Source organism: Streptomyces sp. NPDC006643 (assembly GCF_042870175.1).
GTDB lineage: Bacteria > Actinomycetota > Actinomycetes > Streptomycetales > Streptomycetaceae > Streptomyces.
On the sequence record NZ_JBIAHA010000019.1, the window covers coordinates 212,792 to 227,117 of the forward strand.

General features: G+C 71.2%; 13 protein-coding genes. 10 read left to right on the forward strand and 3 right to left on the reverse strand.

All coding sequences use genetic code 11. The features are described 5' to 3' along the window. Positions 1-93 precede the first annotated feature (93 nt). Entirely contained in the window at positions 94-1,944 is a 1,851-nt protein-coding gene (ilvD, locus tag ACFYNU_RS25640) for a dihydroxy-acid dehydratase (protein WP_356588613.1), read from the forward strand. Positions 1,945-2,078: 134 nt separating this feature from the next. Here ilvD and ACFYNU_RS25645 read toward each other — a convergent pair whose 3' ends face one another. After that, the gene (locus ACFYNU_RS25645; RefSeq protein ID WP_356588611.1) at positions 2,079-4,361 is read right to left on the reverse strand and encodes a serine/threonine-protein kinase; all 2,283 of its coding nucleotides are present in this window, start codon (positions 4,359-4,361) and stop codon (positions 2,079-2,081) included. Positions 4,362-4,500: 139 nt separating this feature from the next. On the opposite strand from ACFYNU_RS25645, the gene ACFYNU_RS25650 reads away from it, so the two are divergent. From ACFYNU_RS25650 to proC, 8 genes are all read left to right on the forward strand, one after another. Continuing rightward, the gene (locus tag ACFYNU_RS25650; protein ID WP_356588609.1) at positions 4,501-4,899 is read left to right on the forward strand and encodes an SH3 domain-containing protein; all 399 of its coding nucleotides are present in this window, start codon (positions 4,501-4,503) and stop codon (positions 4,897-4,899) included. Positions 4,900-5,158: 259 nt separating this feature from the next. After that, a complete protein-coding gene (locus ACFYNU_RS25655) occupies positions 5,159-5,620 on the forward strand; it encodes a hypothetical protein (RefSeq protein ID WP_356588924.1) in 462 nt (153 codons plus the stop codon). Positions 5,621-5,688: 68 nt separating this feature from the next. Next, positions 5,689-6,447, forward strand: coding sequence for a class I SAM-dependent methyltransferase (locus tag ACFYNU_RS25660; RefSeq protein WP_356588607.1), 759 nt, complete (start codon positions 5,689-5,691; stop codon positions 6,445-6,447). A 61-nt stretch (positions 6,448-6,508) separates the two neighbouring features. Further along, positions 6,509-7,381, forward strand: a complete 873-nt coding sequence (gene sigJ, locus ACFYNU_RS25665) for an RNA polymerase sigma factor SigJ (RefSeq protein ID WP_356588605.1) — start codon at positions 6,509-6,511, stop codon at positions 7,379-7,381. A 144-nt stretch (positions 7,382-7,525) separates the two neighbouring features. Then, entirely contained in the window at positions 7,526-8,611 is a 1,086-nt protein-coding gene (locus ACFYNU_RS25670) for an FAD-dependent oxidoreductase (RefSeq protein ID WP_356588604.1), read from the forward strand. Positions 8,612-8,658: 47 nt separating this feature from the next. Continuing rightward, positions 8,659-9,432, forward strand: a complete 774-nt coding sequence (locus ACFYNU_RS25675; RefSeq protein ID WP_356588602.1) for an ABC transporter ATP-binding protein — start codon at positions 8,659-8,661, stop codon at positions 9,430-9,432. Further along, a complete protein-coding gene (locus ACFYNU_RS25680; protein WP_356588600.1) occupies positions 9,429-10,190 on the forward strand; it encodes an ABC transporter permease in 762 nt (253 codons plus the stop codon). Before ACFYNU_RS25675 ends, ACFYNU_RS25680 begins: the two co-directional genes overlap by 4 nt. 114 nt (positions 10,191-10,304) lie before the next feature. After that, positions 10,305-11,114 carry a pyrroline-5-carboxylate reductase gene (proC, locus tag ACFYNU_RS25685; protein ID WP_031230141.1) on the forward strand — a complete coding sequence of 270 codons (810 nt, stop codon included), beginning with the start codon at positions 10,305-10,307 and terminating at the stop codon, positions 11,112-11,114. 22 nt (positions 11,115-11,136) lie between these two features. Here proC and ACFYNU_RS25690 read toward each other — a convergent pair whose 3' ends face one another. Then, positions 11,137-11,727 (reverse strand): cysteine hydrolase family protein, encoded by a 591-nt coding sequence (locus tag ACFYNU_RS25690; RefSeq protein ID WP_356588598.1) that lies wholly within the window; start codon positions 11,725-11,727, stop codon positions 11,137-11,139. Positions 11,728-11,802: 75 nt separating this feature from the next. On the opposite strand from ACFYNU_RS25690, the gene ACFYNU_RS25695 reads away from it, so the two are divergent. Then, positions 11,803-12,804, forward strand: a complete 1,002-nt coding sequence (locus tag ACFYNU_RS25695) for a helix-turn-helix domain-containing protein (protein WP_356588595.1) — start codon at positions 11,803-11,805, stop codon at positions 12,802-12,804. Here the strand turns inward: ACFYNU_RS25695 and trpS are convergent. Next, positions 12,771-13,769: a tryptophan--tRNA ligase gene (trpS, locus tag ACFYNU_RS25700; RefSeq protein WP_356588922.1), complete on the reverse strand. Its 999-nt coding sequence runs from the start codon at positions 13,767-13,769 to the stop codon at positions 12,771-12,773. The genes ACFYNU_RS25695 and trpS overlap by 34 nt on opposite strands. Between the last annotated feature and the right edge of the window lie 557 nt (positions 13,770-14,326).

Consider the following 14,326-nt stretch of genomic DNA (forward strand, 5'->3'; position numbering starts at 1 on the left):
CGCATTTCGGACAGACCGTCCAGATCTTGGAGCGGTGGGCGTAGGCTCGAAAAAGTCATTCCCACCGAAGGATTGCCGAAGGAGCGAGCGACGATGCCCGAGCTGAGGTCCCGCACTGTCACCCACGGCCGGAACATGGCGGGCGCACGCGCCCTTATGCGGGCGTCGGGCGTAGCGAGCGAGGACATCGGCAAGCCGATCGTCGCCGTTGCCAACTCCTTCACGGAGTTCGTCCCCGGCCACACCCACCTCGCCCCCGTCGGCCGGATCGTCTCCGAGGCGATCAAGGCCGCCGGAGCCGTCCCGCGTGAGTTCAACACCATCGCCGTGGACGACGGCATCGCCATGGGCCACGGAGGCATGCTCTACAGCCTGCCGTCGCGCGACCTGATCGCCGACTCCGTCGAGTACATGGTCGAGGCGCACTGCGCGGACGCGCTGATCTGCATCTCCAACTGCGACAAGATCACCCCGGGCATGCTGATGGCCGCGATGCGCCTCAACATCCCCACGGTCTTCGTCTCCGGCGGCCCGATGGAGGCCGGCAAGGCCACCCTGGTCGACGGCACGGTCCGCAAGCTGGACCTGATCAACGCGATCTCGGACGCCGTCAACGAGTCCGTCTCGGACGAGGACATCCTCCGTATCGAGGAGAACGCCTGCCCGACCTGCGGCTCCTGTTCGGGCATGTTCACCGCCAACTCGATGAACTGCCTCGCGGAGGCCATCGGTCTCGCCCTGCCCGGCAACGGCTCGGTCCTCGCCACGCACACCGCGCGCAAGGCGCTGTACGAGAACGCGGGCACCACGGTCGTCGACATCACCAAGCGCTACTACGAAGGCGGTGACGAGACCGTCCTGCCGCGCAACATCGCCACCCGCGCGGCCTTCGACAACGCCATGGCGCTCGACATCGCCATGGGCGGGTCCACGAACACGATCCTGCACCTCCTCGCCGCCGCCCAGGAGGCCGGACTCGACTACGGTCTGGACGAGATCGACGCGGTCTCGCGGCGCGTCCCGTGCCTGTCGAAGGTCGCGCCGAACGTGGCCCCCGGCGGCACGTACTACATGGAGGACATCCACCGGGCCGGCGGTATCCCCGCCATCCTCGGCGAGCTGTACCGCGGCGGCCTCCTTAACGAGGACGTGCACTCGGTGCACTCCGACTCGCTGGACGAGTGGCTCAAGACCTGGGACGTGCGCGGCGGTTCACCCTCCGAGGAGGCCGTGGAGCTGTGGCACGCGGCGCCCGGCTGCAAGCGCTCGGCCACCGCGTTCTCCCAGTCCGAGCGGTGGGACACGCTCGACCTCGACGCCGAGGGCGGCTGCATCCGCTCGCTGGAGCACGCGTACTCGAAGGACGGCGGACTCGCCGTGCTGAAGGGCAATCTGGCCGTCGACGGCTGCGTCGTGAAGACCGCAGGTGTGGACGAGTCGATCTGGACCTTCGAGGGCCCGGCCGTCGTCTGCGAGTCGCAGGAGGACGCCGTCGAGAAGATCCTCCGTAAGGAGATCGCGGAGGGCGACGTGATCGTCATCCGTTACGAGGGTCCCCGCGGCGGCCCCGGCATGCAGGAGATGCTCTACCCCACCTCGTATCTGAAGGGCCGCGGCCTCGGCAAGGCGTGCGCCCTCGTCACCGACGGCCGCTTCTCCGGCGGTACGTCGGGTCTGTCGATCGGCCACGCGTCGCCCGAGGCGGCGTCAGGCGGGACGATCGCGCTGGTGCGCGACGGCGACCGCATCCGGATCGACATCCCGGGGCGCTCGATCGAACTGCTCGTCGGCGACGACGAGTTGGCCGTCCGGCGGGACGCGCTCAACGGTGTGTACGAGCCGGTCTCGCGCGAGCGCAAGGTCTCCGTGGCGCTGCGCGCGTACGCGGCGATGGCGACGAGCGCGGACAAGGGCGCGGTCAGGGACGTCTCCCTGCTGGGCTGAGCTGGACCGCTGAACCGCTGAACCGCTGAACCGCTGAACAGCCGAGCAGCTGAACGGGCTGACCACCTCGGCATGCGAGCCCCGACCCCGACCCGGGCCGCAACCCCGGCCCCGACCCCGGCACCCGGCGCGAGTCACCAGGTGTCGGGGTCCTCGCTGTCCACGGCGAAGACGGACCCGTCGGGCGCGCCCGCGTAGATCCGGCCGGGTGCGATCGCGGGGACGGGCAGATCCGCCATGACGGCGAGCCTGCCCGACGCCAGACGCGGTTTCGTCCGGCCGATCAGGGTGCCGTCCGTCGTGTCGACCGTGATCAGCTGTCCGTCGGCGGCGGAGAAGTAGAGCCGGTCGTCGTCCGTCACGACGGGCCCCGACGAGCGGGCGACGTCGGTCTCCAACTGCCAGCGCGCCTTGGGCTTCCCGCCCGTACGGGTGGTGTCGACGGCCAGCAGCGTCCCGCCGGACACCAGCAGGTACGCGGTGTCGTCGCGCACGGTCACCTGCGCCCCCGACACCAGATAGGGCAGCGGGGCACGGCGTACGTCCCGGCTCCCGGGGGCGTAGCGCACGACCGCGTCCATCATCGAGTGCGCGTCGAGCGACGCGAGGAACAGCGCGTCTCCCTCGGTGGTCACCGGCTTCAGATTGCCGTCGAGCCGCCGCTGCCAGGCCGGTTCGCCGGTCTCCGGGTCCACCGCGCTGACCAGCGTGGTGGCGCTGTCGTCCGAGGACTCGGCGGCGTAGAAGAGACCGGTCCGGGGGCTGTATACGCCGAGGACGGGGTTGGCGTGTCCCGGCAGCCGGCGCTCCCAACGCCGTTTGCCACTCGCGCCGTTCAGCGCCTCCACCCGGCCGTCGGGCTTGACGACCAGCACGGTGTCACCGGCGTGGTGGACGCCGCCCTGGCTGCCGGAGACGTCCGTGCTCCAGACCGGGGTGCCGTCGTCCTTCGCGTACGCCTGGAGCCGGACGGTCTTCGCCGAGGTGAGTACGGCGTGGACGAGGCCACCGGAGACGACGGGGACGGATGTGGTCCCGGCCTTGGCCCCGTGCGACCAGATCACCCGCCCGTCGGCCGGGTCGAGCCGGGCGGCGGCGACGCCGCGCGTGGAGCAGAGCAGCGTCGCCGGGACGCCCGAGGCGCCCGACGTGTACGAACACGCCGGCGCGGTGCCCCGCTCCGCGGTGTCACCGATGTCCGGGGCCAGCCACGGTGAGAAGGCCGCGCCGGTCGTCCTCGCCGCACCGGAGCCCCGCTGGTCCGACGAAGGGCTCCGGGTGTCGCCGAATCCCTGCGCGGCCCAGAGGCCGCCGTACACGAGCACCGCGGCGCCGACGGCGAGCGCCGGCCATTTGGCCCGCCGACGCCGGTCGGCGGCGGTCCTCGGCTCGGCCGCGCCCGCCTTTGCCCCCGTCTTCGCGTCCGCCTTTGTCCCCGCCCTCGTCCCCGCTTTTGTCCCTGTCCTCGTCCCCGTCTTCGCGCCTGCCGCCGTCCCCGTGGGCACGCCGGAACCGGGCTCCGGCGTACGCCCGGACGGCGAGTGCGCCCCCACATGCGTGCGCTGCTCCCCGCCCGGCGCCCCCAACGGCCGTTCCAGGGAACGCCGTTGCGCCGGTATGAACGCGTCCGCCTCGTACGACGGCGGGCGCAGCTCCGACATGATCTCGTCCGGCGTCGGCCGCTTCGCCGGGTCCTTGGCGAGACAACGCCCCACCAGCGGCGCCAGATCGGCGGGCAGGCCGACCAGGTCCGCCTCGTCGTGAACCACCTGGTAGGCGACGATGTACGGACTGTCCGAGTCGAAGGGCCCACGCCCCGTCGCCGCGTGGACCAGCAGCGAACCGAGCGCGAACACGTCGGCCGCGGGCCCCACTTCACGCGGACGCTGGAACTGCTCGGGCGCCATGTACGGCGGCGAGCCGATCAGCTTCCCCGTCTCGGTGCGCAGATCGCTGTCGACCGGCCGCGAGATACCGAAGTCGATGACCTTGGGGCCGTCGTCGGTGAGCAGTACGTTGCCCGGCTTGAGGTCGCGGTGGACGACACCGGCCCGGTGGATGTCCCGCAGCGCCTCCGCGAGCCCCGCCGTCAGCCGGCGCAACTGGGCGGGCGACATGGGCCCGTTGCTCTTCACCTGTTCGGCCAGGGTCGGGCCCGGGATGTACGAGGTGGCCATCCAGGGCCGCTCGGCATCCGGGTCGGCGTCCACGACGGGCGCGGTGAACGCACCGCTGACGCGTCGCGCGGCGGCGACCTCCTGACGGAAGCGGGCCCGGAACTCCGGGTCCGCCGCGTACTGCTGATGCACCACCTTCACGGCGAGGCGCAGCCCCGACGCGGAGCGCGCGAGATGCACGACGCCCATGCCACCGGAGCCGAGGCAGACCTCAAGGCGGTAACTCCCGGCGTATTCCATGTGTGAGTCCCCCGTGTCGCTTCTGCGAGCGCGACTCACGGAGCCTAGTCGATGGTGCGGGCTGTGGCTGAAGGGTGTTGCTAGCCTGCGCGTCGCAGAGCGTGAACATTCAACAAGATCAACAAGGGGGAGTACGGCGATGGCTGTTGAAGAGGTAGGAGCGGTGGCGGAGGCGCAGGCGGAAGAGGTCGCGGTGCTGGGTGCGGGCACGGACACGGACACGGGCACCGGCGCGGACCTGGGCACCGGCACCGACCTGGACGCCGAGGCGGGAGCACTGGCGGCGACGGGCATCAGATATCCGGTCGCGCCGGGCTACCGCGTCAACGTGCGCTCGGGTCCGGGCACGAACTACAACGTCGTACGCACCTTGCAGTACAACGCCACCGTGCCGATCAACTGCCAGAAGGCGGGTCAGTCGGTGTCGGGGCCGTACGGCACGTCGAAGATCTGGGACAACATCGCCAACGGCGAGTTCGTCTCGGACGCGTACGTCAAGACGGGCAGTGACGGGTACGTCGCCCCGCGCTGCGCCTGAGCGTCGGCCGGAGCCCGGCCCGTCAGGTGCGGCCGGGCTCCGGCCGGTTCCCGGCGCTCGACCTCGGCTCCCGTCGGCTTCCGCCGCCAGGGATAATCGCCCTGTGAGCCAGAGCCAGAGCGACAGCCAGAACACGAGCGGGACGGAGAGCGGGACGGAGGGCGGGACCGGAAGCGGCGAAGCCGCCAAGGCCGCCGCCGGGTCCGCCGGTAACGACGGTGGCGGCCCCGGCGGCCCCGCCGGCCCCCGCCCCGAGCCGCTGCGCTTCTTCGGCACGACCTGGGTCGCCCACGACGGTGGTTACGCGGCGCGCCGCGCCGGCGTCGCCGTCGGCTCACTGGCCGCGGCCGTCGGCGCGTGCCTCCTGCTGCGCTTCGCCTACCAGGGCTTGACGATCGCGGACGCCAGCCCCTTCATCGGCATCCTGGTCATCGTGATGTTCTCTGTGTGCAGCGCCATCGCCTTCCGCAAGACCTGGGAGGGCTTCTCCAAGCGCCCCGTCGACCGCGCCCGTGAGGAGCAGCTGCGCAGCCTGAAGGGCATCGGCTTCATCGGCTCACTCGTCGCGTACTTCCTGCGCTCGCTCACCGAGGCGCCGGGGGAGCGGCTGCGGCGTACGGAGTACGAGACGGCCGTCGCGCAGTACGAGCGCCGGCGCACCACCCGCACGGGCAACCCGGCCGCCCGCAAGTCGAACCGGCCCAAGCGCCCCAAGCGCTGAGCCGGCACCCGTCCGCCGACCGGGACCCGTCCGCCGCGCGTGAACCGGCGCGCGACAGGATGGGACCCATGACCGATCGCGCACTCTCCTTCGACGCCGTCGCCGAGCAGTACGACACCGGCAGGCCCGGCTACCCGCCTGCGCTGTTCGACACCGTCGAGGAACTGTCCGGCCGCCCCCTGCGAGGCGCCCGCGTCCTGGATGTCGGGGCCGGGACCGGGATCTCCACCCGGCTGCTGCGGGCGCGCGGCGCCGACGTCACCGCCGTCGAACCGGGCCCCTGCATGGCTGCGCGACTGCGCAGTACGCTGCCCGACACCCCGCTGGTCAGGGGCTTCGGCGACGCCCTGCCGTTCGCGGACGCGTCCGTCGACCTGATGACATACGCCCAGTCCTGGCACTGGACCGACCCGGCCCGCTCCGTCCCCGAAGCCCTGCGCGTGCTGCGCCCCGGCGGCGCGCTCGCCCTGTGGTGGAACGTCTCCGACGCCTCCGTGCCCTGGGTCGCCGCCCAGGACGAACGGCTGCGCCGGCTCGGCGGCGGGGGAGCGCACGGCGCCGGCGGCCATCGCGTCGAGGGCCTGCCGCACGACCTGCCGCGCGTACGCCGCGAGCTGCGCTGGACACGTACCGTCCCGCTCGATCTCCACCTCACCAATCTCGGCAGTCACTCCCTCTTCCGGCTGGTCGGCGAGGACGCCACGGCCGCCTGCCTCGCCGAGGAACGCACCGAACTGCTCAAGGTCTTTCCGGCCGGCTTCGTCGAGGAGGCGTACCGGGTCGACCTGGTCGTCACACTTCGCCCCGCCACGTCGTCTGGTAACTGAGGCCCGTCGTCCGAAGCCTGGCGTCGGGCGTGGCACCGGCAGGGGAGAGGAGCGCCGAGACATGGCGGATCTGGCGGATTTCGAGCGGGAACGAAAGAGGCTCTGGGGCATCGCGTACCGCATCACCGGCTCCGTCGCCGACGCCGAGGACGCGGTCCAGGAGACCTGGCTGCGCTGGGAACGGCTGGCCGAAGGCGAGGTCGACGACCCCAGGTCCTATCTGACGACGGTCATCAGCCGGCTCTGCTACGACCAGCTCGGCTCCGCGCGCGCCCGGCGCGAGTCCTATGTCGGGCCGTGGCTGCCCGAGCCGGTGGTGACCGAGAGCGGGCCCGAGGACCGCGTCACGCTGGACGAGTCCGTCGGGCTCGCCATGCTCACCGTGCTGGAGCGGCTGACCCCGGCGGAGCGCACCGCGTTCATCCTGCACGACGTCTTCGCCGTGCCGTTCAAGGAGATCGCGGACGTGGTGGGCCGTACGCCCGACTCCGTACGGCAGTTGGCCTCCCGCGCCCGCCGCCGGGTACGGGCCGAGGCGCCCCGCCGCACCGTCGACCGGGGCGAGCACCGGCGGGCCGTCGACGCCTTCCTGTCGGCGGTGCTGGGCGGGGACTTCGACGGGCTGCTGGAGATCCTCGATCCCGAGGTGGTGTGGCGCTCGGACGGCGGCGGAGTGGTCACGGCGGCGAGGCTGCCCGTCATCGGCGACGAGAAGGTCGTGCGCTTCTCGCAGCGCCTCATGCGCGAATTCGACCCCGAGACGATGCACGCCCTCGTACGGGAGGTGAACGGCGCCCCCGGAGTGGTGCTGGTCGATCGCGCCGGCGAACGGTGCGTCGTCTTCGGCTTCAGCGTGCGGGGCGGGCTGATCACCGAGGTCGACGCCGTGGTCAACCCGGAGAAGCTGCGCCACATCGACCCCGGGAGTCTGTGACCGCGCTCACCGTCACACCTGGGCGGGCCACGTCGTCCCCCTTGTATGACACCCACCCACACTCCTTCCTCCTCTTCCTCTCCTTCCGATTCCTCTTCCTCCGACTCCCGGTCGGACTCCGGCTCCGGACGGCGCCGGGTCGTCGTGGTCGGCGCGGGCTACGCGGGACTGATGTGCGCCCTGCGTCTCGCCCCGTACGCCCACGTCACCCTCGTCGACCCCGCCGACCGGTTCACCGAACGCGTCCGGCTGCACGAACGCGCGGCCGGACGCCCCGACGTCACCCACGCCCTCGGCTCGTTCCTCGGGCCGACCGGCATCACCCATGTCGCCGCCCGCGCCACCGCGATCGACACCGAGGCACGCGAGGTCCGTACGGACGACGGCCGCGTCCTTCCGTACGACCGCCTCGTCCACGCCCTCGGCAGCCGCACCCGGTCCACCGGCCACTCCGCCGACCCCGGCGACCGGGACCGGGCGTACACGGTCGAGTCCGCCACCGAACTGCACAAGCGCCTCCAGGACGCCCCCGGCACCCTGACGGTCGTGGGCGGCGGTCTCACCGGCATCGAACTGGCCACCGAACTCGCCGAGACCCACCCCCACTGGCGCGTCGGCCTCCGCACGAAGGACGCGGTGGGACCGGGGCTCTCGGAGAAGGGCCGTGCCCATGTCCGTACGGTCCTCGCCACCCATGGCGTACGCGTCGAGGAAGGCCGCCCGGCCGCCGGCCCCGACGACATCGACACGGACGTCGTCGTCTGGGCCGCCTCGATGACCCCCAACACCGAACTGGCGCGCGCCGCCGGGATCGCCACCGACGCCGGTGGACGCGTCGAGGTCGACCCGGTGCTGCGATCGGTCTCCCACCCGGAGGTGTACGCGGTGGGTGACTCGGCCGGCGGACACACCGCGACCGCCGGTTCGCTGCGCATGGGCTGCGCCGCCGCGCTTCCCGGGGGCTCGCAGGCCGCGACCGCGATCATCGCGGAACTGCGGGGCGAGGAGCCGAAACCGATGCGTTTCTCGTACGTCATCCAGTGTCTGAGCCTGGGCCGCCGTGACGGGCTGGTCCAGTCCGTACGCGCCGACGACTCACCGCGCGAACGCGTCCTCACCGGCCGCCCGGCGGCGTACGTGAAGGAGGGGATCGTCCGCTCCACGGTCGGCTCCCTGAAGCAGGCGTCCCGCAGGCCCGACCTGATTCCGCACATCCCCGGCTTCCACTGAGCCCCCCGCCTTGACGCTGCGGCGCGGACGGGAGCATTATTCATCACATGATGAATAAGTCAGCGGCTGCCGTCCGCGCCCGCGGTCTGCGCGTCGTACGAGGCGAACGCACCGTGCTGCGCGACCTCGACTTCGCCGTACCGCCCGGCCGGATCACCGGCCTCCTCGGCCCCTCGGGCTGCGGCAAGTCGACCCTCATGCGCGCCGTCGTCGGCACCCAGGCCAAGGTCACCGGCACCCTGGACGTCCTCGGCCGCCCGGCCGGCGACGCCACGCTCCGCGCCCGAATCGGCTATGTCACCCAAGCGCCCTCCGTATACGACGACTTGACGGTCCGTCAGAACCTGGACTACTTCGCGGCGATCCTCAACCCCGGCCGCTCACACCGCGACGCCCGCGACGAGACCGTCCAGCGCGCCATCACCGACGTCGACCTCGCGTCCCACGCCGACGCCCTCGCGGGCCGGCTCTCCGGCGGCCAGCGCAACCGCGTCTCACTCGCCGTCGCCCTGCTCGGCACACCCGAACTGCTCGTACTCGACGAGCCGACCGTCGGCCTCGACCCCGTACTCCGCCGCGACCTCTGGGAACTCTTCCACCGCATCGCCGCCTCCCGCGCGGCCACCCTCCTCGTCTCCTCCCATGTGATGGACGAGGCCGAACGCTGCCACCGCCTCCTCCTCATGCGCGAGGGCGACGTCCTCGCCGACGACACCCCCGACGCACTGCGCACCCGCACCGGCACCGAAACCGTCGAAGAAGCCTTCCTCCACCTGGTCGACGAGGCCAACGCCCACGCACCGCAGGAGACCCGCCGATGACCACCCCGCCCCCGCGCGCCTTCTCCGGCGCCCGCACCCTGGCCACCGCCGCCCGCGTCCTGCGCCAACTCAGCCACGACCCCCGGTCCATCGCGCTGATGATCCTCGTGCCGTGCGTGATGCTCTTCCTCCTGCGCTACGTCTTCGACGCCGACCCCCGCACCTTCGACGCCATCGGCGCCTCACTGCTCGGCATCTTCCCGCTGATCACGATGTTCCTGGTCACCTCCATCGCCACCCTCCGCGAACGCACCTCCGGCACCCTCGAACGCCTCCTCGCCATGCCGCTGGGCAAGGCCGACCTCATCGCCGGCTACGCCCTCGCCTTCGGCGCCCTCGCCGTCGTCCAGTCCCTGCTCGCCACCGGACTCGCCGTCTGGTTCCTCGGCCTGGACGTCGTCGGCTCCCCCTGGCTGCTCCTGCTGGTCGCACTCCTCGACGCCCTGCTCGGCACGGCACTCGGACTCTTCGTCTCGGCCTTCGCCTCCTCCGAATTCCAGGCCGTCCAGTTCATGCCGGCGGTGATCTTCCCCCAACTGCTGCTCTGCGGACTGTTCACCGCACGCGACAACATGCAGCCGGTACTCGAAGGGATCTCCAACGTCCTGCCCATGTCCTACGCCGTCGACGGCATGAACGAGGTCCTGCACCACTCCGACGTCACCGGCGACTTCGTCCGCGACATCCTGATCGTCGCCGGCTGCGCCGTCCTGGTCCTCGCCCTGGGCGCCGCCACCCTCCGCCGCCGCACCGCGTAAGCGCCGCGCCGGTCCGCCACTCGGACATGCCGGGCCCGTCCCCGCCGCCGGTGCGAGGATGGCCCCGGATGTTCCGTACGACCGCTCGACCCACCCCACCGGCGAGGTGACCGCATGACCAAGACCATCGCAGTGCTCGGTACCGGCAAGATCGGCGAAGCCCTCCTCAGCGGCATGATCCGCGCCGGCTGGCGCCCCGCCGACCTCCTGGTCACCACCCGCCGCGCCGAACGAGCGGCGCAGCTCCGGGACCGCTACGGCGTCGAGCCCGTCACCAACGCCGAGGCCGCCAAACGCGCCGACACGCTCATCCTCGCCGTGAAGCCGCAGGACATGGGCAAGCTCCTCGACGAACTCGCCCCCCACGTCCCCGCCGACCGCCTGGTCATCAGCGCCGCCGCGGGTATCCCCACGGCCTTCATCGAGGAACGCCTCACCACCGGCACCTCCGTCGTACGCGTCATGCCCAACACCCCCGTCCTTGTCGATGAAGGAATGTCCGTCATCTCCGGCGGCAGCCACGCCACCCCCGCCGACCTCAACCACACCGAGGAGATCTTCGGCGGCGTCGGCAAGACCGCCCGCGTGCCCGAGTCCCAGCAGGACGCCGCGACCGCCCTCTCCGGCTCGGGCCCGGCCTACTTCTACTTCCTGGTCGAGGCGATGACCGACGCCGGCATCCTCCTCGGCCTGCCCCGCGCCCAGGCCCACGACCTCATCGTCCAGGCCGCCATCGGCGCCGCGGTCATGCTGCGCGACAGTGGCGAACACCCCGTGAAACTCCGCGAGGCCGTCACCTCCCCGGCGGGCACCACCATCAGCGCCATCCGCGAGCTGGAGAACCACGGCGTACGAGCCGCACTGATCGCCGCGATCGAAGCCGCCCGCGACCGCAGTCGCGAACTGGCCTCCGGCAACGGCTGACCCGCCCGCCCCCGGCGGCCCGTCACACGGACGCCGCCTTCACCACCTCCTCCGTCGTCACCACCTTCGCGAAACCACCCCCGTGCAGCGACACCGCCGTCGCCCGCGCCAACTCCCGCGCCGTCAACTCCCAGCCCCACGGCCCCTCCTGGCCGAAGGTGTACGTCGCGTCGAGCGCGAAGAACACCTCGTAGCCGAGATTCCCGGCCATGCGCGTCGTCGTCTCCACACACATGTTGGTCTGGATCCCCGCCATCACCAGCTGCCCGATCCCCGCGGCCGTCAGCCACGCACCCAGATCCGGCGCGCCGTAGAACGCGGAGTTCACGCTCTTCACCACCGTCAGCTCCGACCCGGCCGCGCCCTTCCCCCGCCGCCTCTCGACATAGTCCTTGAACCCGTTCCCCGCATATCCCGGCCGCAGCGGCGAATCCGGCGTCGTCGAGTCGTGCCGCGTGAACACCACCGGCCGCCCACTCGTCTGCCACGCGTCGATCAGCGCGGCGATGTTCCCGTCCGCCTCCGGGTTGTTCCGCACACCCCAGTACTCCACCTCCTCGAATCCCTGCTGCACATCGATGACCACCAGCGCCGCGTTCTCAGCTATCTCCATGGCGACCATGCTGCCGCCCGGTACCGGCCGTCTCCAGGGGTCCGAAAGTCAGCGGTCGATGGTTTACTGCCACCTATGGCCGACACCCCCGCACCCACCCCCCAACGCATCGCCCTCCTCGCCTTCCCCGGCATCCGGGCCTTCGACATCTCGGTCATCACCGAGGTCTGGGGTGTCGATCGCACCGACCGAGGCGTGCCCGCCTTCGACCTTCACCGCCCGGCCGCCGACCCCGCGCCCATCCCCCTGCGCGGCGGACTCACCCTCACCCCCGACCGCACCCTCGCCTGGCTCGACCGAGCCGACCTGATCGTCGTCCCCGGCCTGGACGACCACCTCACCCCGGCCCCGGCCCCCGTACTCGACGCCCTCCGCCGCGCCCACGCCCGAGGCACGACCATCGCCGCGCTCTGCGGCGGCGCGTTCACCCTCGCCCAGGCCGGCCTCCTCGACGGCCGCCGCGCCATCACCCACTGGAACCTCACCCACCTCCTCCGTGAACACCATCCCCGCGTCACCGTCGTGCCCGACGCGCTCTTCCTCCATGACGACAACATCTGGACCTCCGCCGGCACGGCAGCCGGAATCGACCTCTGCCTCCATCTCGTCCGCACGACCCACGGAGCCGAGACAGCGGCGACCATCGCCCGCTCGATGGTCACGGCGCCCTACCGCACCGGCACCCAGGCCCAGTTCATCGAGCGACCCACCCCGCGCGCCGACCGTGACGAGGACGCCCTCGCCTCCGTACGCGAATACGCCCTGCACCACCTCGACCGGCCGCTGACCATCACCGACCTCGCCGCCCACGCGGGTATGTCCCCCCGATCCCTCGCCCGCCACTTCCAGGCCACCACCGGCACCACCCCTCTCCGCTGGCTCATCACCCAGCGCCTCGCGGCGGCCCAGAAGCTCCTCGAACGCACCGACCTCCCGATGGCCGAGGTCGCGGGCCGCACGGGCTTCGGCAGCGAGGTGACCATGCGCCAGCACTTCGCCGGCCACCTCGGCACCAGCCCGCGCGACTACCGCGCGGCCTTCCGTCACCCGGCGGGCAACAAGCCGATCGCCTCATAGGCCGCATCAACCACCGGCCGGGCCATCCCCCTGGCCCGCTCCGCCCCCTCCTTCAGAACCTGATCCACCTGACCGGGATCCGCCGCCAGCTCCGCATGCCGCGCCCGGACCGGCCGCAACAACTCGACGACGGCCTCGGCGGTGTCTCGCTTCAGTGAGCCGTACGAGTCATATACACCGGCCAAGTCGATTGGGTTCCCGCCCCCGCAGGCCGCGAGAATCTCCAGCAGATTCGCCACGCCCGGCTTGCCGAGCGGGTCGTACTCGACCTCACGCCCGCTGTCCGTGACGGCCCGCATCACCTTCTTGCGCAGCACGTCCGTCTCGTCGAGCAGATAGATGATCCCGGCCCCCGACTCGTGCGACTTCCCCATCTTCGAGCCCGGATCCTGTAGATCCATGACCCGCGCCGCCACCGCCGGATTCGTCGCCCGCGGGACGGTGAACGTCGGCCCGTAGCGAAGGTTGAAACGCTCGGCCAGATCCCGCGTCAGCTCCACGTGCTGCGTCTGGTCGTCCCCGACCGGCACCTCGTCGGTCCGGTACGCGAGGATGTCCGCCGCCATCAGCGCCGGATACGTCAGCAGCGACGCCCGAACACTCTGCCCGGCGGCCTTGGCCCGCACGGACTTCTCCTTGTACTGGATCATGCGCCGCAGCTCGCCGTCCGTGGCCGTGCACTCCAATAGATAGGAGAGCCGGGTGTGCGCGTCGACATGACTCTGCACGAAGACGGTGCACCGAACCGGGTCCAGCCCGGCCGCCAGCAGCAGCGTCGCCGCCTGCCGGCTGAGTCTGCGCACACGGGCCGGATCGTGCTCGACGGTCAGCGCGTGCAGATCCACGATGCTGAACAGGGCATCCGCCCGGTACTGATCCACCTCGGCCCACCTGCGTACGGCCCCGAGGTAGTTGCCCAACGTCAGATGTCCCGTCGGCTTGACCCCACTGAAGATCCGCGTCATCTCTGTCATCCCACTCCTGGTCGGAGCCACCGCCGAGGGGCCGGGCTCCCGGACCTCCACCAGGGGGGAGAAACGCGAACGGCCGCCAGAGCGGCGGCCGTTGGTCACATCCGTGTCAGCTGGCCGCCGTCAGACGGCCCGCCAGCTGAAGTTGCACGCATGCGTGGTCATGGGCGACAGAGTACGCGGCCCCTACCCCCACGACCCGAAGTTGACACGTCCTGGACGTGAACGTAATGTTCTCCGGGCTGTCCGACGTGAGCATCGACCCCGGTCGATCCCCGGACGGTCATTCCGCAAGACCACTGCAAACGTGCGACATCCGGTCGCTCTCATTTGCGTGCGCATTTGCGAAATGAGGAATCCGCGTTCGAACGCAGGACGCGAACCCCGATTAGCGTCGGGGGATCGGTTCCGCTAAAGTCTCACTCGTCGGAACGGCCGAAGGGCCGGAAAGACAAACCCGCTGACTGGGAATCAGGCGCCGAAAGGTTCTGATAGAGTCGGAAACGCAAGACAGCAACACAGCAAGAACCGAAGGGAAGCCCGGAGGGACC